19 protein-coding genes are annotated in these 17,916 nt (G+C 69.2%); 5 read left to right on the top strand and 14 right to left on the bottom strand.

All coding sequences use genetic code 11. The features are described 5' to 3' along the window. Positions 1-127: 127 nt before the first annotated feature. From Q4F04_RS10225 to Q4F04_RS10215, 3 genes are all read left to right on the top strand, one after another. Positions 128-472, top strand: a complete 345-nt coding sequence (locus Q4F04_RS10225; RefSeq protein ID WP_303369728.1) for a YbaB/EbfC family nucleoid-associated protein — start codon at positions 128-130, stop codon at positions 470-472. Between the two features lies 1 nt (position 473). Continuing rightward, positions 474-1,073 carry a recombination mediator RecR gene (gene recR, locus Q4F04_RS10220; RefSeq protein ID WP_303369727.1) on the top strand — a complete coding sequence of 200 codons (600 nt, stop codon included), beginning with the start codon at positions 474-476 and terminating at the stop codon, positions 1,071-1,073. Between the two features lie 93 nt (positions 1,074-1,166). Beyond that, the gene (locus Q4F04_RS10215) at positions 1,167-1,643 is read left to right on the top strand and encodes a thioesterase family protein (protein ID WP_303369726.1); all 477 of its coding nucleotides are present in this window, start codon (positions 1,167-1,169) and stop codon (positions 1,641-1,643) included. A gap of 59 nt (positions 1,644-1,702) precedes the next feature. Here Q4F04_RS10215 and Q4F04_RS10210 read toward each other — a convergent pair whose 3' ends face one another. The 5 genes from Q4F04_RS10210 to Q4F04_RS10190 all read right to left on the bottom strand — a co-directional run bounded on the left by Q4F04_RS10210 (position 1,703) and on the right by Q4F04_RS10190 (position 6,566). Beyond that, on the bottom strand, positions 1,703-2,176 hold the full coding sequence (locus Q4F04_RS10210; protein ID WP_303369725.1) for an Hsp20 family protein: 474 nt from the start codon (positions 2,174-2,176) through the stop codon (positions 1,703-1,705). A gap of 129 nt (positions 2,177-2,305) precedes the next feature. Beyond that, on the bottom strand, positions 2,306-2,755 hold the full coding sequence (locus Q4F04_RS10205) for a VOC family protein (RefSeq protein WP_303369724.1): 450 nt from the start codon (positions 2,753-2,755) through the stop codon (positions 2,306-2,308). Beyond that, complete coding sequence (gene glcF, locus Q4F04_RS10200; RefSeq protein ID WP_303369723.1) at positions 2,752-4,056, bottom strand: glycolate oxidase subunit GlcF; 1,305 nt, start codon at positions 4,054-4,056, stop codon at positions 2,752-2,754. The genes Q4F04_RS10205 and glcF overlap by 4 nt, the downstream gene beginning before the upstream one ends. Before the next feature lies 1 nt (position 4,057). Further along, positions 4,058-5,128, bottom strand: a complete 1,071-nt coding sequence (locus tag Q4F04_RS10195) for an FAD-binding protein (RefSeq protein WP_303369722.1) — start codon at positions 5,126-5,128, stop codon at positions 4,058-4,060. Then, a complete protein-coding gene (locus Q4F04_RS10190) occupies positions 5,118-6,566 on the bottom strand; it encodes an FAD-linked oxidase C-terminal domain-containing protein (protein ID WP_303369721.1) in 1,449 nt (482 codons plus the stop codon). The genes Q4F04_RS10195 and Q4F04_RS10190 overlap by 11 nt, the downstream gene beginning before the upstream one ends. 307 nt (positions 6,567-6,873) lie before the next feature. Between Q4F04_RS10190 and Q4F04_RS10185 the strand changes: the two genes are divergently transcribed. Further along, positions 6,874-7,575 carry a DUF599 domain-containing protein gene (locus Q4F04_RS10185; protein WP_303369720.1) on the top strand — a complete coding sequence of 234 codons (702 nt, stop codon included), beginning with the start codon at positions 6,874-6,876 and terminating at the stop codon, positions 7,573-7,575. Here Q4F04_RS10185 and Q4F04_RS10180 read toward each other — a convergent pair. The 5 genes from Q4F04_RS10180 to Q4F04_RS10160 form a co-directional block, all read right to left on the bottom strand. After that, positions 7,572-8,351 (bottom strand): crotonase/enoyl-CoA hydratase family protein, encoded by a 780-nt coding sequence (locus Q4F04_RS10180; RefSeq protein WP_303369719.1) that lies wholly within the window; start codon positions 8,349-8,351, stop codon positions 7,572-7,574. The two genes, Q4F04_RS10185 and Q4F04_RS10180, sit on opposite strands and share 4 nt — an antisense overlap. A 102-nt stretch (positions 8,352-8,453) precedes the next feature. Then, entirely contained in the window at positions 8,454-9,305 is an 852-nt protein-coding gene (locus Q4F04_RS10175) for a hydroxymethylglutaryl-CoA lyase (RefSeq protein ID WP_303369718.1), read from the bottom strand. Then, a complete protein-coding gene (locus Q4F04_RS10170) occupies positions 9,298-10,029 on the bottom strand; it encodes a glutathione S-transferase family protein (RefSeq protein WP_303369717.1) in 732 nt (243 codons plus the stop codon). Before Q4F04_RS10170 ends, Q4F04_RS10175 begins: the two co-directional genes overlap by 8 nt. Next, on the bottom strand, positions 10,022-11,947 hold the full coding sequence (locus Q4F04_RS10165; protein ID WP_303369716.1) for a biotin carboxylase N-terminal domain-containing protein: 1,926 nt from the start codon (positions 11,945-11,947) through the stop codon (positions 10,022-10,024). The genes Q4F04_RS10170 and Q4F04_RS10165 overlap by 8 nt, the downstream gene beginning before the upstream one ends. A gap of 100 nt (positions 11,948-12,047) precedes the next feature. Then, the gene (locus Q4F04_RS10160; protein ID WP_303369715.1) at positions 12,048-13,652 is read right to left on the bottom strand and encodes a carboxyl transferase domain-containing protein; all 1,605 of its coding nucleotides are present in this window, start codon (positions 13,650-13,652) and stop codon (positions 12,048-12,050) included. Between the two features lie 134 nt (positions 13,653-13,786). Here Q4F04_RS10160 and Q4F04_RS10155 point away from each other — a divergent pair, with 134 nt between their 5' ends. After that, entirely contained in the window at positions 13,787-14,395 is a 609-nt protein-coding gene (locus Q4F04_RS10155; protein WP_303369714.1) for an OmpW family protein, read from the top strand. Between the two features lie 26 nt (positions 14,396-14,421). On the opposite strand, the gene Q4F04_RS10150 is transcribed toward Q4F04_RS10155, so the two are convergent. From Q4F04_RS10150 to Q4F04_RS10135, 4 genes are all read right to left on the bottom strand, one after another. Continuing rightward, a complete protein-coding gene (locus Q4F04_RS10150) occupies positions 14,422-15,969 on the bottom strand; it encodes an AMP-binding protein (protein WP_303369713.1) in 1,548 nt (515 codons plus the stop codon). Continuing rightward, on the bottom strand, positions 15,966-16,502 hold the full coding sequence (locus Q4F04_RS10145) for a lysozyme inhibitor LprI family protein (protein WP_303369712.1): 537 nt from the start codon (positions 16,500-16,502) through the stop codon (positions 15,966-15,968). The genes Q4F04_RS10150 and Q4F04_RS10145 overlap by 4 nt, the downstream gene beginning before the upstream one ends. Further along, positions 16,499-16,951, bottom strand: a complete 453-nt coding sequence (locus Q4F04_RS10140; RefSeq protein WP_303369711.1) for a lysozyme inhibitor LprI family protein — start codon at positions 16,949-16,951, stop codon at positions 16,499-16,501. The genes Q4F04_RS10145 and Q4F04_RS10140 overlap by 4 nt, the downstream gene beginning before the upstream one ends. Continuing rightward, on the bottom strand, positions 16,948-17,916 hold a 969-nt coding region (locus Q4F04_RS10135; protein WP_303369710.1), incomplete at its 5' end, for an acyl-CoA dehydrogenase family protein. The genes Q4F04_RS10135 and Q4F04_RS10140, both read right to left, overlap by 4 nt.

Genomic DNA, 17,916 nt, shown 5'->3' with positions numbered 1-17,916 from the left:
TTCAAGGCGATCCGCGACGAGACGCCGCCGCCGGTGGATGACGAGACGGAAGACCTGCACGGCACCTCGCAAGGGGCGGTCGCGGCGGTCGAGGAATGGGACCCCTTCGAGGACGAGGAGTGAGACGATGAAGAACCCCTTCGGAGGGATCGGCGACCTGGGCAAGATGATGGCCGCGGCCCGCGACATGCAGGGCAAAGTCGAGGAGTTCCAGAAGACGCTGGAAGCCCTGACCGTCACCGGAGAGGCGGGCGCGGGCCTTGTCCGCGTCACGGCCAATGCCAAGGGCGAGCTGAAGGGGCTGGAGATCGACCCGTCCATCTTCGTGCCGTCGGAAAAGCAGGTGGTCGAGGACCTGATCCTCGCCGCGATCAAGGACGCGCAGGAAAAGGCCATGGCGCGGGCGCAGTCCGAGGGACAGCGGCTTGCGGGCGACATGGGCCTGCCGCCGGGCATGAAGCTGCCCTTCTGACGTGGCCGAGGGCAGCGACGACATCCAGGCGCTGATCGCCCAGATCGCGCGTCTGCCTGGCCTTGGCCCGCGCTCGGCCCGCCGCGTCGTGCTGGCGCTGATCCGGCGGCGCACCGGCCAGATGGCGCAATTGGCGCAACTGATGGCGACGGTGGCCGAGCAGTCCCGCGAATGCACCCGCTGCGGCAACATCGGCGAATCCGACCTTTGCCCCATCTGCGCCGACCCCAGGCGCGCCAACGGCGAGCTTTGCGTGGTCGAGGACGTGGCCGACCTTTGGGCGCTGGAACGCGGCCGCGCCTTCCGGGGGCGCTATCACGTCCTCGGCGGAACGCTGTCGGCGCTGGACGAGGTGGGGCCGGACCAACTCGGCATCCCCCGCCTGATCGGGCGGGTGGGCGAGGAAGCCATCTCCGAGGTGATCCTTGCGCTCAACGCTACGGTCGAGGGCCAGACAACGGCGCACTATATCGCCGAGGCGCTGGAAGGCACCGGCGTCACCGTCACCGGCTTGGCGCAGGGCGTGCCCATCGGGGGAGAACTGGATTACCTTGACGACGGCACCATCAGCGCGGCGCTGCGCGCAAGACGGCGGCTGTAGGGTGCGTGCTCTACACGCACCATGCCCCCGCGCGACAAAACGGTGCGTGGAAACCACGCACCTTTCGAGTGCCCCACCTCAGCGGAGGAAAGCTTGACCATCCCCTTCATCAGCCCAGCCATGCAGGTCGAGCCGGACTGGACCGACTACAACGGCCACCTGAACATGGCCTATTACCACCTGCTGTTCGACCGCGCGGTGGATGCGGCGCTGGTGCCATTAGGACTAGGGGCAGAGGTCGCGGCGGCCACGGGGTCCTCGGTCTTCACCGCGCAGGCGCAGGTGCACTATCTGCGCGAGCTTCACGCGGGCGACCGCGTGACCGTGGAAACAAGGCTGATCGCGCACGACACGAAGCGCCTGCACTATATCCAGACCATGCGCCGGGTCGGAGAGGACGAGCCCGCCGCCATCAGCGAGAACCTGATCCTGCATGTCGACCTGACCACCCGCCGTGTTGCCCCCTTTCCGCCCGAGGTGCTGGCGCGGATCGCGGAAGCGGTGGCGGCCCATTCGGACCTGCCGCTGCCTCGGCAGGCGGGACGCCGCGTCGGGTTGCGGCGGGATTGACATGAAAAAGGGGCGCGCGGGTTTCCCCGCACCGCCCCCCGATGCCTTGCCTGATGGAATCAGGCGTCCAGCTTCTTGACCTCTTCGGCTTCCAGCGTCGTGCCGGCCGATTTCGAGATCTCGATCTTGCGCGGCTTCAGCGCCTCGGGCACCTCGCGCACCAGTTCGATGTGCAGCATGCCGTCGACGTGGCTCGCGCCCGTCACGCGGACATGGTCGGCCAGCGCGAACTTGCGCTCGAAGGCGCGGGTCGCGATGCCGCGGTGCAGGAAGGTCTTGCCCTCGTCTTCCTCGGCCTTGCGGGCGGAAACGATGACGGCGCCTTCCTTCATCTCGACCGACAGGTCGTCCGCGGAAAAGCCCGCGACGGCGATCGAGATGCGGTAGGCGTTCTCGCCCGTCTTCTCGATGTTGTACGGAGGATAGGTGGGCGTGGTGATGTCGGCGGCAAGCGCGCGATCCATCAGGTCGGCGATGCGGTCAAAGCCGATCGACGCACGATACAGCGGGGTCAGGTCCATAGTGCTACGCATGGGTCGCATCCTTTTCAGCGATGTGAACGGTTGTGCCCCCCGGAAACCGGGCAGGCGGTTCGCCGGCGCCATCTGGCCCTCCGGCTACACTGAATCTGGTAAGCGGCTCCGCCCCTGTCAAGGGGTCGTTCAGGTCGAGGACACGCCCTTCGGGGCCCAGATCGCGGGGTCCGCAAGCTCGATGGAATTGCCCGCCGGGTCGCGGAAATAAAGGGACCGGCGGCCGTTCGGCCACAGGAAATCCGCCTCGATCCCGATGCCGTGGTTTTCCAGATGCGCGCGCCAGCCGTCCAGCGCCTCGGGGGCGACGGCAAGGCAGGCGTGGCCGGGGCCGCGCGCCCCATGCGGGGGCACGGGCTGGTCGGCGCCGGGCTTGGGCGGCATCTCGGTCGCATCGGGGTTGAAGACCAGCAGCACCTGCGGGTGCGGCTGGTCGGCGGTGCGGAAGAAGACATGGCGGCCGGGGACGCTCACGATCTCCTCCAGCCCCATGATCTCGGTCCAGAACATCCGCGCCGCATCAAGGTCGTCGGCATAGAGCGCCGTTTCCAGCGTGCCCAGCAGCGGCGGGATGGTCATGCGGCATGCTCCAGTTCGGTCAGCGCGGCGGGACGCGGGCCGCCGGTCGCCCAGTCGAGCAGCTCGACGGTGTGGACGATGGGGATGCCGGTGCCCTGCCCGATCTGCATCATGCAGCCGATGTTGCCCGCGGCGATCACCTGCGGACCGGTGGCCTCGATCGTGCGGACCTTGCGGTCGCGCAGGGCGGCGGAGAGTTCCGGCTGCAGTAGATTGTAGGTGCCCGCCGAGCCGCAGCACAGGTGCGAATCCGCCGGGGTCACGACCGTTGCGCCCGCCTGCCCCAGCAGCGTCTTGGGCGCGGCGACGATGCGCTGGCCGTGCTGCAGCGAACAGGCGGCGTGATAGGCGACACGCAGGTTCAGCGGCTGCGTGACAGGCGGCAGGTCGTGGCTGTCGAGGAACTCGGTGACGTCGCGGGCGAGGCTCGCCACGCGTTCGGCCCCCGCCCGGTCGGGGGCATGGGCGAAGAGGTGGCCGTAGTCCTTGACCACTGTGCCGCAGCCAGAGGTGTTGACGATGATCGCGTCCAGCGGCGCCTCGGCGTCGGCGGCAAGGAAGGCGCGGATCGTGCCGCGGGCGGTTTCCCGCGCCTGATCGTCGCGGCCCATGTGATGGGTCAGCGCGCCGCAGCAGCCGAGATCGCGCGGGATCACGACCTCGCAGCCCGCGCGGCGCAGCAGGCGGATGGTGGCGTCGTTGATGTCGGCATTCAGCGCCTTCTGGGCGCAGCCGGTCAGGATGGCGACTCGCGCGCGTTTCGGGCCGATGGGGGCGTAGGTCGCGCCCCTGTCGTCGTGGGTGGGGCCGACGATGCGGGGCGGCGCCATCTCGAGCATCGCGCGCAACCGGCGGTCGGGCATCAGCCGCGCGAAAGGCTTTGCCAGCTTCGCGCCCACCAGCGCCATGCGGAAGCGGCCGGGATAGGGAAGCACCCAGGCCAGAACCGAGCGTAGCGCCCGGTCGCGCCACGGGCGGCGATAGGTCTTTTCGACATGGACCCGCGCATGGTCGATCAGGTGCATGTAGTCCACGCCCGAGGGGCAGGTCGTCATGCAGGCGAGGCAGGACAGGCAGCGGTCGAGGTGCAGCGTGGTCTTTTCATCCGCCGGACGGCCGGATTCCAGCATGTCCTTGATGAGATAGATGCGCCCGCGCGGGCTGTCGAGTTCGTCGCCCAGCACCTGATAGGTCGGGCAGGTCGCCGTGCAGAAGCCGCAATGGACGCAGGTCCGCAGGATCTTGTTGGCGGTGGCGATGCCGGGGTCAGCCAACTGTTCAGGGGTGAAGTTCGTCTGCATCTCAGGCCACCGTCAGTTCGGGTGCGGCGAAGATCCCGCGCGGGTCGAAGCGTTCGCGCAACCCGTCCTCGATCCGCCGGGTAACGGGATCGGGTGGGGGCAGCGGGCCGCGATGCGCGCCCTGCAGGCAGAGGGCGCGGGCGCCTTGCGGCAGCGCGGGACGGGTGTTCGGGGGAAGGGACAGGACGATCAGCGAACCGCCCCAGTCGAGTGCCAGAGGCGTGGCATCGGGGTTGATGGTCAGGATCGAAGCAACCTGCGAAGGGCGGCAGGCGATGCGCCAGATTTCGGTTGGGGGCTTTGCCCCCTCGCCCCCCAGGATATTTGGGCAAAGAAGAAGCCAAGGGTCGTCCTCGCGGCGCTGGACCTCGCCGAAGGCGGAAAGGCGGGCGGTGAGGGTGTCGGCGCGCAGCCTGACCGAGCCTTCGAGGCCTTCGATGCGGATCAGCGCGCCGTGATCCGGCAGCCAGGCGGCGCCGGTCACGTCCCAGGGGCCGGTCAGCGCAGCGGTGAGCGGGGGGATTGCCGCAGCGGCGTCCAGACCGGGCAGGGCCAGCGTCAGGCTTGCGGGCGGGATCGGCTGGGTCTTGAGGCTGACCTCGGTCAGGACGCCAAGGGTGCCGCGGCTGCCGGCCATCAGCTTCACAAGGTCGTAGCCGGTGACGTTCTTCATCACCCGGCCGCCATTGCTGACAATCTCGCCGCTGCCATCAACGAAGCGGACGCCCAGCAGGCTGTCCCGCGCCGCGCCGTCCTTGACCCGCCGCGGGCCGCTCGCGTTCGCCGCGATGACGCCGCCGATGGTCGAGCCCTCGGCAGGCGGCGGCTCAAAGGAAAGGCGCTGGCGTTCCGAGGCCAGCAGCGCCTCGATTTCCGCCAGGGGAGTTCCGGCGCGGGCGACCAGCGTCAGGGCGGCGGGTTCATAGAGCGTGATGCCGGTCAGCGCGGCGGTCGAAAGCCGCGTCCCCTGCCCCTCGCCCGGCAGCAGGCGGGTGCCGCCGCCGACGATGGACAGCGGACTGCGGGCGGCGCGGATCATCCCGGCCAGTTCTGCTTCGGCTTCAGGCCGCATTGCGGCGGGCCTCTCGACGGGATTCGGACACTTCCAGCGGGAAGACCTTGGCCGCGTTCAGCAGCCAGCGGGGGTCGAAGGCGTCCTTGACGCGCATCTGCGCCTCCATGTCGGCATCGGTGAACTGCGCGGTCATCAGGTCGCGCTTTTCGACACCCACGCCATGTTCGCCGGTCAGGCAGCCGCCGACCTCGACGCAGAGGCGCAGGATGTCGGCGCCGAGGGCCTCGACCCGCTCGAGGTCGCCGGGGCGGTTGGCGTCGAAGATGATCAGGGGGTGCATGTTGCCGTCGCCCGCGTGGAAGACGTTGGCGACCGGCAGGCCCGCCGCCTCGGACATCTCGGCGATGCCGCGCAGCACCCTGGGCAGGGCCGAGACGGGGATCGTCCCGTCCAGGCACATGTAGTCGCCCATCTGCCCCATCGCGCCAAAGGCCGACTTGCGGCCCAGCCAGATGCGGCGGGATTCATCCTCGGACCTGCTTTCGCGGAACTCGACGGGGTGAAAACGCTCCGCAATCTCGCGGATCAGAGCCAGTTGCTCGTCGATCTCGGGGGGCGTGCCCTCGACCTCGACGATCAGCAGGGCCTCGCAGTCGGGATAGCCGGGACGGGCGAAGTTCTCGGTGGCCACAATGCAGGGGCGGTCCATGAACTCGATGGCAACCGGCAGGATGCCCGCACGGATGATCGCCGCGACGCAGGCGCCGGCAGTTTCCGAGGCATCGAAGCCGATCAGCACGGGCCGTGCGCCGGCGGGCTTGGGCAGAATGCGCAGCGTGGCCTCGGTCACGACGCCAAGCTGGCCCTCGGCCCCACAGACGACGCCCAGCAGGTCGAGGCCCGCGCCTTCGCCCATCGGCCCGCCCAGTTCCACGATGCTGCCGTCCATCATCACCATCGTCACGCCCAGCAGGTTGTTGGTCGTGACCCCGTATTTCAGGCAATGCGCCCCGCCCGAGTTCATGCCGATGTTGCCGCCGATGGCGCAGGCCAGCTGGCTGGAGGGATCGGGCGCATAGAAGAACCCGGCCTCGTCCACGAAGGTGGACACGGACAGGTTCGTCCGTCCCGCCTGCACCCGGATCAGCCGGTCGCCGTAATCGACCTCGAGAACCGCGTTCATCCGGGCAAGGCCCAGAACCACCGCGTCGGCCGTGGGCATCGAGCCGCCCGCAAGGCTGGTGCCCGCGCCGCGCGGGACGACCGGGACGCGCTCCTCATGGCAGACGCGCAGGATGGCGGCGACCTCCTCGGTCGTGGTGGGCAGGGCCACGGCCAAGGGCGGGCAGCGGTAGGCGGACAGCGCGTCGCATTCATAGGCCCGCGCCTCGACAGGGTCGTCGATGACGGTGCCCGCGCCGATGACCGCGCGCAACCGGGTGACGATCGCCTCGCGGCGGGCGATCACGCCAGCGTCCGGGATGGGCATTCGCATGATTCAACCTCCTGCGACGAAGCAGGCGGCTTCGTCCTTGAGCATCGCGCGGGGCTTGCAAGCGCCGGTCCCCGCATCGTCAGCCAGAGCCGCCCGCCACGCATTGGCCCGCTTTTCCCCTTCGAAGCCCCCGGTCATCCTCGACGGGCCGATGCGGCGGGTGTCACCGGGAAAATCGCCATGGATCGCATACGGGGCGGCCATCCTGTTCCTCTTTCCTGTCCTTGCCCAGATAGTCACCGACCGACGCGCTGGCAACCGCCGCAGGCCCGGCCTATCGTTCACCCAACCGATCCGAGGAACACCCGTGATCCACCTGCCCCTGACCCTGACGCCCCTTGACCTTCTGGCGCTGGTCCTGCTGGCGGTCGCCTGGTTCGGCCTGGCGCGGGTGATCGAGCATCCGCCCGCGCGGCTTCCCTCCGTCTCGGTCCTGATGACGACCTATCGCCGCGACTGGATGCGCCAACTGGTCGCCCGCGATTCACGCATCTTCGACGGGAACATCCTGACAAGCCTGCGCGAAGGCACGTCCTTCTTCGCCTCGGCCTGCATGATCGCCATCGGCGGCGGGCTGGCCCTGATCGGGAACACCGATCCCCTGGCCGGGATCGCCCGCGACCTGGACGCGGGCGAGATCCCCGAGATGCTGTGGCGGCTGAAAATACTGCTGGTGCTGCTGTTCGTGGCGAACGCATTTCTCAAGTTCGTCTGGGCGCACCGGCTGTTCGGCTATTGCGCGATCATGATGGCCGCCGTCCCGAACGACCCCGACCTGCCGGAAACCGAAGCCCGCGCCATGGCCGCCGCGCAGGTCAACATCCAAGCGGCGCGCAACTTCAACATCGGGCTGCGGGCGGTCTATTTCGCCCTCGGCGCCGTCGGCTGGCTGGCGGGCGCCTGGGGGTTGATGCTGGGCACGATGGTGGTGACCAGCATCACGCTGCGGCGCGAATTCGCCTCGGGCTCGCGCCGGGCGATCGTCGCGGACCTGGGGCTGCGCGACTAGGCCTGCCAGCGCGGCTTGCGCTTGGCGAAGAAGGCCTCGATGCCATGGGGGGCCTCGTCGTCCTCCCACACGGCGATCAGCGCGTCCACGGACATGTCGATGATCCCGCGGTCGATCCGCGGGCCCAGCGCGCGGGTCAGGCGCTTGGCGGCGGCCACCGCCTTGGGCGCGGTCTGCAGGTAGGGCGCCACCTCGTCCTCGATGGCGGCGTCAAGGTCCTCGGGGTCCACGGCATAGGCGAGCAGGTTCAGCGCCTCGGCCTCGGCTGCGTCGAAGATGCGGCCGGACATGAAGACGCGGCGGGCCTTGTCCTCGCCCATCCGCGCGACGACATAGGGGCCGATGGTTGCGGGGATCAGGCCGAGCTTCGTTTCCGTCAGACCGAACCTGGCCGTGCGCGCGCCCACCGCCACGTCGCAGACCGACATCATGCCGACGCCGCCGCCAAAGGCGTTGCCGTGGACACGACCGATCAGGGGCTTGGGCAGTTCGTTCAGCGCATTCAGCATCAGCGCCAGTTCCGCCGCGCCCTGCCGCCGGGTTGCCGCATCGGCGGCCATCTGGTCCTGCATCCAGCCAAGGTCGCCGCCGGCGCAGAAGCTTTTCCCCTCGGCGGCAAGGACGACCACGCGGATCGAGGGGTCAGCGCCAAGCCGTTCTGCAGCCTGCGTCAGTTCGGCGATCATCTGCGCCGAAAGCGCGTTGTGCTTGTCGGGCCGCGCGAGCCACAGGGTGGCGACGCCGCGGGCGTCCGTGTCGATGCGGATCGTGTCCATTCCTGTCTCCCGTTTGTCGCGGCCTCTTGGGCGGTGCGTGCAGAGCACGCACCCTACGGCGCCTGTTGTCTGTGCCCGCGAATGTATCTGCACGTCCCGTCCTTACCCGCGCATCCCCTGCGCCATCGCCGCGGCCTGCCGCAGCACATCCATGTCGAGGCCCGTCTCGAAGCCCCGCGCCGCCAGATGCGCGGCCACCTTCTCGGTCGCGACGTTCCCCGCCGCGCCCGGCGCATAAGGGCAACCGCCAAGCCCCCCCACGGCCGCGTCGAAGACCCGCAATCCGCGGGCAAGGCTCGCGTCGATGTTCTGCAGCGCCCGGCCGGCCGTGTCGTGATAATGGCCCGCAAGCCGCCCGGGCGGCAGTTCGTCCAGAACGGCCCGCAGCATCGCGTCCACCGCCTCGGGCGTGGCGCGGCCCAGCGTGTCGCTGGGCACGACCTCGTGGCAGCCGAGATCGCGCAGCGCCGCCACCACCCGCGCGACATTGCCGGGCGGGGTCGGGCCGTCGAAGGGGCAGTCGGTCGCCACGCTGACATAGCCGCGCAGGGGGATGCCGTCGGCGCGGGCGGCCTCGGCCACCGGGGCAAAGCGTTCCAGGCTTTCGGCGATGCTGCAGTTGAGGTTCGCCTTCGAGAAGCCTTCCGAGGCGCTGGCGAAGATCGCCACCATGTCCGCGCGGGCGGCCCGGGCCCCTTGGTAGCCCTTGAGGTTCGGGGTCAGCGCGGCATAGGCGACCCCCGGCTGGCGCGTGATCCCGGCCAGCACCTCGGCGGCGTCGGCCATCTGCGGGACCCATCTGGGGCTGACGAAGCTTGTCACCTCGATCCGGCGGAAGCCTGCGCGGGACAGCAGGTCCACCAGCGCGATCTTGTCGCCCGCGGGGATCAGGCGCTTTTCGTTCTGCAGCCCGTCCCGCGGGCCCATTTCGAAGATCTCGACGGATTCAGGCATCGGGCAACTCGTAGAAGTCGCGGTCGTAAAGCACAACCTCGCCGTCCTTCGGCAAGGCGCGCTGGAAGGCGGGCCGTTCGGCGCAGCGGTCGGCATAGGCCTGCAAGGCAGGCGACAGGGGCACGAAGCGGCGGGCGGTCCAGACCGACCAGCCGACGGCGCAATCGACGCCCGAGAAGCCCCCGGCCATCAGCCAGTCCTGCCCCTCGACCGTCTGTTCCACCAGGCGCAGCGTGCGGGTCAGCCGCGCGGTTTCCAGCTTCATCACCGTGAGAGATCGCGTCGAGGGATCGCGCAGCATCAGGTGACTTTGCGTCAGGTTCGCGATGTGCTGGCCGATGGTTTCCGCGAAATGCAGCCAGTCGAGCCAGCCGAGCCGCCCCTCCTCACCCGGCGCACGTCCCAGATGCGGGCCGCGCGTCTCGCAGAGGTATTCCACCATCGCGCCGGATTCATGGATCACGAAGCCGTCGATCTGCAGCGCGGGAGCGCGGCCGACCGGGTGGATCGCCTCGTATTCGGCCCCGCGCATGTCCTTGGAGCGGAGGTCCATGACGCGCAGGGCGAAGGGCAGTTCAAGCTCGTTCAGCAGCCACAGGACGCGCATGGACCGCGACAGCGGCACGTGCCAGAGGACGATCTCTCCGCTGTCCTGCTTGACCGGGCCGCCCGAGGCAGGTGGCGCGGCGTCGGTGGGCGTGGGTTCGGGCGGGGTCTCAGGCATCCTCGTCCTCCAGCCGGATCAGGGGGGCGCCGGCCTCGACCTGGTCGCCGGCGGCGGCCAGCACCTCGGCCACGGTGCCGTCGCGGGCGGCGGTCAGCGTGTGTTCCATCTTCATCGCCTCCAGCACCGCCAGCCGGTCGCCGGCCGCGACCTTCTGTCCCGCGCTGACGAAGACCGTCTTGACCAGCCCCGGCATGGGCGAGAGCGTGAGGCCACCGCCTGCCGCCTCGGTCTGCCGGTCCAGCGGGTCCTGCGGCATCAGCGTCAGGCTGCGGCCGCCGAAGACGCTGACGCCCGCCGGATGCGTGACGATGCGGGACCGGCGGGGCGCGCCGTTCACCCACCAGCGTTCGCCTTGCCAGAGGACATCATGCGCGGTTCCGTCCAGCGTCACCCGGGCCGCGCCGGGGCCGAGCACCTCGACCATGCCTTCGCCGCCTTCCCAGGTCACGGTGCGCCTGAGCGGTGCCCAGAGGGTGACGCCGCCGCGCACTTCGGGGTCGTGCAGGCCCGCCACGCCAAGCGCGGCGAGTGCGCGGGTTTCGGGCGACGGCTCGGCCTGATCCAGAAGCTGGTCGAGATCGCGGGCGATAAGTCCGGTGTCCACCTCGCCCTTGCGGAAGCCTTCGTGCCGGGTCAGGGCAATCAGGAAGTCGATGTTGGTGACGGTTCCCGCGACCTCGGTATCGACCAGCGCCGCTTCCAGCTTGCTCAGCGCGATGGCGCGAGTTGTTCCCCAGGTGACAACCTTGGCAATCATCGGATCATACCAAGGGCTGATCGTGTCGCCCTGCCGCACGCCGGTTTCGTTGCGGGCGTCATCTGCAAACTTCAGATGCGCCAGCTTGCCGGTCGCTGGCAGGAAGCCCGCGGGAACGTCCTCGGCATAAAGCCGCGCCTCGAAAGCGTGGCCGGCGAAGAACAACGCCTCTCGGCGATTGGGCAGCGGCTCGCCGCTTGCCACGCGCAACTGCCATTCCACCAGATCGACGCCGGTGATGGCCTCGGTGACGGGATGCTCGACCTGCAGGCGGGTGTTCATCTCCATGAACCAGAAGCCGTCGGGGCGCAGACCGCGGCTTCCGTCCACGATGAACTCGATGGTGCCGGCGCCGGCATAGCCGATGGCCTCGGCGGCGCGGACGGCGGCGGCGCCCATCGCGGCGCGGACCTCATCGGTCATGCCGGGGGCCGGGGCTTCCTCGATCACCTTCTGGTGGCGGCGCTGCAGCGAACAGTCGCGTTCGAACAGGTGGACGGCGTTCTTGCCGTCGCCGAAGACCTGCACCTCGATGTGCCGCGGGGCGGTGATGTATTTCTCGATCAGGACGGCGGGGTTGCCGAAGGCGGTCTGCGCCTCGCCCTGCGCGGATGCGAGAGCGGCGGCGAAATCCGCGGGTGCATCGACCTTCCGCATTCCCTTGCCGCCGCCGCCCGCGACGGCCTTGATGAGGACGGGATAGCCTATGCGGTCGGCAGCTTCCGCGAGGAACGTCGGATCCTGGTTCTCGCCGTGGTAGCCGGGGACGACCGGCACGCCCGCCTGTTCCATCAGCGCCTTGGCCGCATCCTTGAGGCCCATGGCGCGGATCGCATCAGCCGAAGGGCCGATGAAGACCAGCCCGGCGGCCGTCACCGCATCCACGAAATCCGGGTTCTCCGACAGGAAGCCATAGCCTGGGTGGATCGCCTGCGCGCCGGTGTCCAACGCAGCCCGGATGATGGCGTCGCCGCGCAGGTAGCTGTCCTTGGGTGCGGGGCCGCCGATATGCACGGCCTCGTCGGCCATCGAGACATGGCGCGCGCCCCGGTCGGCGTCGGAATAGACCGCGACCGTGCCGACGCCGAGCTTGCGGCAGGTGTCGATGACGCGGCAGGCGATCTCGCCCCGGTTGGCGATCAGGATCTTGCTGAACATGCGGGTGCCCTGTGTTGCCGCGCTGCACCGGGGGCTTCGCGCCCCCGGACCCCCGCGGGATATTTGTGCAAAGAAGAAAGATCCGGGATGCTTTGCATCGTTACATCCTGAACACGCCGAAGCGGGTCGGCTCGATGGGCGCGTTGAGGCTGGCGCGCAAGGACAGCGACAGCACGTCGCGGGTCTTGCGCGGGTCCACGATGCCGTCGTCCCAGAGGCGGGCGGAGGCATAGAGAGGGTGGGACTGGCGGTCGAACATCTCGATGGTGGGGCGCTTGAACTCGGCTTCTTCCTCGGCGCTCCAAGTGCCGCCCTTGCGCTCGATCCCCTCGCGGCGGACGGTGGCCAGCACCCCGGCCGCCTGCTCGCCGCCCATGACGCTGATGCGCGAGTTGGGCCAGGTCCAGAGAAAACGCGGGGAATAGGCGCGGCCTGCCATGCCGTAGTTGCCCGCGCCGAAGGAGCCGCCGACCAGCATGGTGATCTTGGGGACCGCGGTCGTCGCCACGGCCGTCACCATCTTGGCGCCGTGGCGGGCAATGCCCTCGTTTTCATATTTCCGGCCGACCATGAAGCCGGTGACGTTCTGCAGGAAGATCAACGGGATCGACCGCTGGCTGCACAGTTCGATGAAATGTGCGCCCTTCTGGGCGGCCTCGGAGAAGATCACGCCGTTGTTGGCGATGATGCCGACCGGGCAGCCCTCGATATGGGCGAAGCCGGTGACCAGCGTCTCGCCGAAGCGCGGCTTGAACTCGTCGAAGCGGCTTCCGTCCACGGTGCGGGCGATGACCTCACGGATGTCGTAAGGCGTCCGCAGATCGGCGGGGACGACGCCGAGGATCTCCTCGGGATCGTAGAGCGGCGCTTCCGGCGACTGCCAGACGACCGTCTGCGGCAGGCGGCGGTTCAGGTGGCTGACGGCGCGTCGGGCGAGCGCCAGCGCGTGGGCGTCATCCTCGGCGAGGTAGTCGGCCACGCCCGACAGGCGCGTGTGGACGTCGCCGCCGCCCAGGTCCTCGGCGCTGACGACCTCTCCGGTCGCGGCCTTCACCAAGGGGGGGCCGGCCAGGAAGATCGTGCCTTGATCGCGGACGATGATGGTCACGTCGGACATGGCGGGGACATAGGCGCCGCCCGCGGTGCAGCTTCCCATGACCACGGCGATCTGGGGGATGCCGCGGGCCGACATCTGCGCCTGGTTGTAGAAGATGCGGCCGAAATGGTCGCGGTCGGGGAAGACCTCATCCTGGTTGGGCAGGTTCGCGCCGCCCGAATCGACCAGATAGACGCAGGGCAGATGGCACTGTTCCGCGATCTCCTGTGCACGGAGGTGCTTCTTGACCGTCATGGGATAGTAGGTGCCGCCCTTCACGGTGGCGTCGTTGGCGACGACCATCACGTCCTGGCCATGCACCCGGCCCACGCCCGCGATCACGCCCGCGCCGGGGGCCGCGCCGTCATACATCTCATGCGCGGCGGTCGCGCCGATCTCAAGGAAGGGCGAGCCGGGGTCGAGCAGGTTCGCCACCCGTTCCCGCGGCGGCATCTTGCCGCGCGAGGTGTGGCGGGCCAGCGCATCCGCGCCGCCGCCCTGGGCTGCGGCATCAGCCGCCTGCCGGACCCCATCCAGCATGGCAAGATGTGCCTGCCGGTTGGTGCGGAAGGCGTCGGACGAGGTCAGGGCCGCCGATTTCAGTTTCATGCCGGATGCTCCTGCAAAGGGGTGCGGCGCGGTGTCGCAGGGACGCACGCGCGGCCGGGGGTTTGATCTGGATCATGTGACGGTCCCGTGATCGGGCGCAGGGCAGCGGCATGGGATCGAACGGGAGAACAGCGATGAAAACGATCAGCCTTGCCGCCCTTGTCGCCGCGCTGGCGATGCCGGCCCTTGCCCAGCAGGCGGGCGACTGGACCATCGGCCTGGGCCTGGGCAGCGTCATGCCCAAGGACGACAACGGCACCGTCGCCGGGAACCTTGACGTCGAGGTCGGCAACGACCTGCGTCCGACGCTGACGGTGGAATACTTCCTGCGCGACAACATCGGCATCGAGCTGCTGGCTGCCACGCCCTTCAAGCATGACATCGATATCGACGGGCTGGGCAAGGTCGGCTCGGTCAAGCACCTGCCGCCGACGCTGAGCGTCAACTATCACTGGGATACCGGCTCGGCGTTCAAGCCCTATGCCGGGGTCGGCCTGAACTACACCAGCTTCTGGGATGAATCGACGACTGGCGCGCTGGACGGCAACGACCTGGACATCGAGCATAGCTGGGGCCTCGCGCTGCAGGCGGGCGCCGACTGGTGGCTGAACGACCGGTCGGCCATCCGCGCGACCGTCCGCTGGATCGACATCGATGCCGACGTGAAGCTGAACGGCGAGAAGATCGGCGAGGTCGAGATCGACCCCTTCGCCGTGCAGGCCGCCTACGTCTTCAAGTTCTGACAGGGGCTCGCGCAGGCTGGCAGAGGTCATGTGCCCTCCGCCAGCTTGCGCAGCTCGCGCCGCATGACCTTTCCGGTCACGGTCATGGGCAGCGCGTCGAGGAAGGCCACCTCGCGCGGATAGCTGTGCGCGGCGCAATGGGTGCGGGCGTGGTCCTGCAACTCCCTCGCCAAAGCGTCCGAGGGCGCGAAGCCTGGCCGCAGCACGACATAGGCCACGACGATTTCCGTCCGCAGCGGGTCGGGCTTGCCGATCACCCCGGCAGCGGCGACGGCGGGATGCTTGATGAGGACGTCCTCGATTTCCGACGGCCCGATGCGGTAGCCTGCGGATGTGATCACGTCGTCGTCGCGGCCGACGAAGCGGATATAGCCGTCCTCGATCACGCCGCGGTCGCCCGTGACAAGCCAGTCGCCGCGGAACTTCTCGGCCGTGGCCTCGGGGCGGTTCCAGTAGCCCAGCATCATCGACCCGGCGCCCCGGCGGATGGCGATGTCGCCCTCACCCTGCGTGGGCTGGCCGTGTTCGTCGATCACCTGCACGTCGAAGCCGGGCACCGCCTTGCCGATGAAACCCGGCCGCGCGGGGAACATGGATGAGGCCGAGGACGCCACCATGTTGCATTCGGTCTGGCCGTAGAACTCGTTGATCGTCAGGCCGAAGGCGCGGCGGCCCCAGTCGAGCATCTCGGGCCCCAGCGTCTCGCCGCCCGAGGCGACGGAGCGCAGGCCCGGCACAGACGCCTCGGCCGCCTTCAGCATCCGCAGCGCGGTCGGCGGCAGGAAGGTGGCGGTCACGCCGCAGTCGCGGATCAGCGCCGCGCAGGTGTCAGTGTCGAACTTGGGCAGGCGCGCGGCCACGACCGGGACACCCAGCGCAAGGCCCGGCATGGCGACGTCGAAAAGCCCGCCGATCCAGGCCCAGTCGGCGGGCGTCCACAGCACATCGCGGCCGGGGTCCAGCAGGTCGTGGCTCATGTCCACCCCCGGCAGGTGGCCGGTCAGCATCCGGTGGCCGTGCAGCGCGCCCTTGGGGCTGCCGGTGGTGCCCGAGGTGTAGATCATCACCGCCGGGTCTTCCGGGCCGGTATCGGCTGTGGGGAACGGGCCGGCGTCGGGCAGCTCGTCCTCCTCGGGGACGATCACGTTGAGGCCGAACGGGGCGAGAATCGCGCGACCCTCGGGGTCGGTGATGACCGTCCTGATCCCGGCATCGGTCAGGCGCAGGCGCAGCGCCTCGTCCCCGAACAGCTTGAACAGCGGAACCGAGATCGCGCCGGATTTCCAGACCGCGGCATGGGCGGCGGCGGTCCAGGCGGACTGGGTGCGCAGGACGCCGATGCGGTCGCCACGAGTGGCACCCAGCGCATGGGCCAGACGGTCGGCGCGGGCGTCAAGCTCGGCATAGGTGACGGCGCGGGGCTTGCCGTCATATTCGATGATCGCCGTCCGCCCAGGCTTGGCCCTCGCCCAGTCGGTGACGGCCTGATCCGCCATGTTCAGCCGTGCAGGCCAGTTCCAGCGGAACTCGCGGCGGAGCCGGTTGTAATCGGTGCTGTCGAGCGCCGGGTTCATCGGATCCGCTCTGCCAGATAGCCGTCGATCCGCAGGGATTGCGCCGCGGTTTCACGCACCAGACAGGCCGCTCCGGCCAGGTTGTCCTCGGGCCGGTCCGCAAGGACCAGCGCCTCATAGGCGCAAAGCGCATCGCGGAAGGCGATCCAGGCGCGCTCGGCCTGACGCAGGGAATCGGCGCCATCACCCTCCGCGGCCGCCATCAGGCGGGTGTAGCCGTCGTTCAGCCGCCCATCCCAATAGTCGCCTTCGGCGCCGAGGCAGGGGCCACGCCCGTCTACCGGGCCGACGTCCTTGTAGATCTCTTTCAGCCGCGCCACGCAGGCCGCCTGCTGGCTGACGATGCAGGCACCCGCCGCTGCCACGTCGGCAGCCGCCGCAACGCAGGCGTCCATCGCCCCGGCATCCACCTTGGCCTGATCGGCGGGCATGGCCATGGCAGGGGCGACCACCCCGCATGACAGCGCCACAAGAACGGCGCAGAGCAGAGGCGCGGGCCGCCTGCCCGCCTGCGTGATCTGCCAGCGGATCACCGTCCCTCCTCCTCCACATAGCCGCGCAGTTCCAGGGCGCGCTCGGCGGTGCGCTGCATCCGGCACGTCCCGCCGACTACGCCTGCAAGTGAGCCGCCCTCGTAGGCGCTCGCCTCATAGGCGCAGGCGGCGTCCACGAAGGCGATCCAGGCGCGCTGGGCGTCGCGCAGCGCGGTCGCCCGACTGTCCGAGGACTGCCGCAACCCGGCATAGGCGGCGTTCAGCATCTCGTCCCATTGGGCGATCTCGGGCGACAGGCAGCCGTGCATCCCGGCGGTCGTCTCGCCTCCGGCTGCGTTCATGCAGGCCTGCGAGGCAAGGCCGATGCAGGCCCGGCGCGCAGTCTGGTCCGGCGCGGCGCCGAGGCAGGCCGGGATCAGCGCCGGATCATACTGCTGCGCCGAGGCGGGCAGCGCGGACAGCAGCGCCAAGGCAAGGACCCGGATCATTCCAGCGCCATCAGCTCGCGGCCGATCAGCATGCGGCGGATCTCGGATGTCCCCGCCCCGATCTCCATCAGCTTGGCGTCGCGGAACAGGCGGCTGACGGTCGAATCGTTGAGGAACCCCGCGCCGCCCAGCGCCTGCACGGCCTGATGCGCCTGCACCATCGCCTGCTCGCTGGCGTAAAGCACCGCCCCCGCCGCGTCCTGCCGCGTCACCTTGCCCGAGTCGCAGGCCCGCGCGACCTCGTAGACATAGGCGCGGGCTGTGTTCAGCGCGACATACATGTCGGCGATCTTGCCCTGCATCAGCTGGAAGTTTCCGATGGGCTGGCCGAACTGCTTGCGTTCACGCACATAGGGCATGACCTCGTCCAGCGCGGCGGCCATGATGCCGGTGCCGATGCCCGACAGCACCAGCCGTTCATAGTCGAGGCCCGACATCAGGACGCGCACGCCCTTGCCCTCGGCCCCCAGCACGTTTTCAAAGGGAATCTCGGCATCCTCGAAGATCAGTTCCCCGGTGTTGGACCCGCGCATCCCCAGCTTGTCGAAATGCGGACCCTGGGTGAAGCCGCGGGTGCCCTTTTCCACGATGAAGGCGGTCATGCCCTTCGACCCGGCCTCGGGGTCGGTCTTGGCATAGACCACCAGCACATCGGCGTCGGGGCCGTTGGTGATCCAGTATTTGGACCCGTTCAGGACGTAGTAGCCGTTGCGCTTGTCCGCGCGCAGCTTCATGCCGACCACGTCGGACCCCGCGCCTTCCTCGGACATGGCCAAAGCGCCGACATGCTCGCCGGAACAGAGCTTCGGCAGGTATTTCCGCTTCTGCTCCTCGGACCCGTTCAGCTTCAACTGGTTCACGCAGAGGTTCGAATGCGCGCCATAGGACAGGCTGACCGAGGCGCTGGCCCGCGCGATCTCCTCGACCGCGATGGTATGGGCCAGATAGCCCATGCCGGTGCCGCC

The sequence above is a fragment of the Paracoccus sp. (in: a-proteobacteria) genome (assembly GCF_030536915.1).
In the GTDB taxonomy this organism is placed as follows: domain Bacteria; phylum Pseudomonadota; class Alphaproteobacteria; order Rhodobacterales; family Rhodobacteraceae; genus Paracoccus.
Note: the sequence above shows the minus strand (reverse complement) of the source record. Positions and strands in the feature narration are given on the sequence as shown.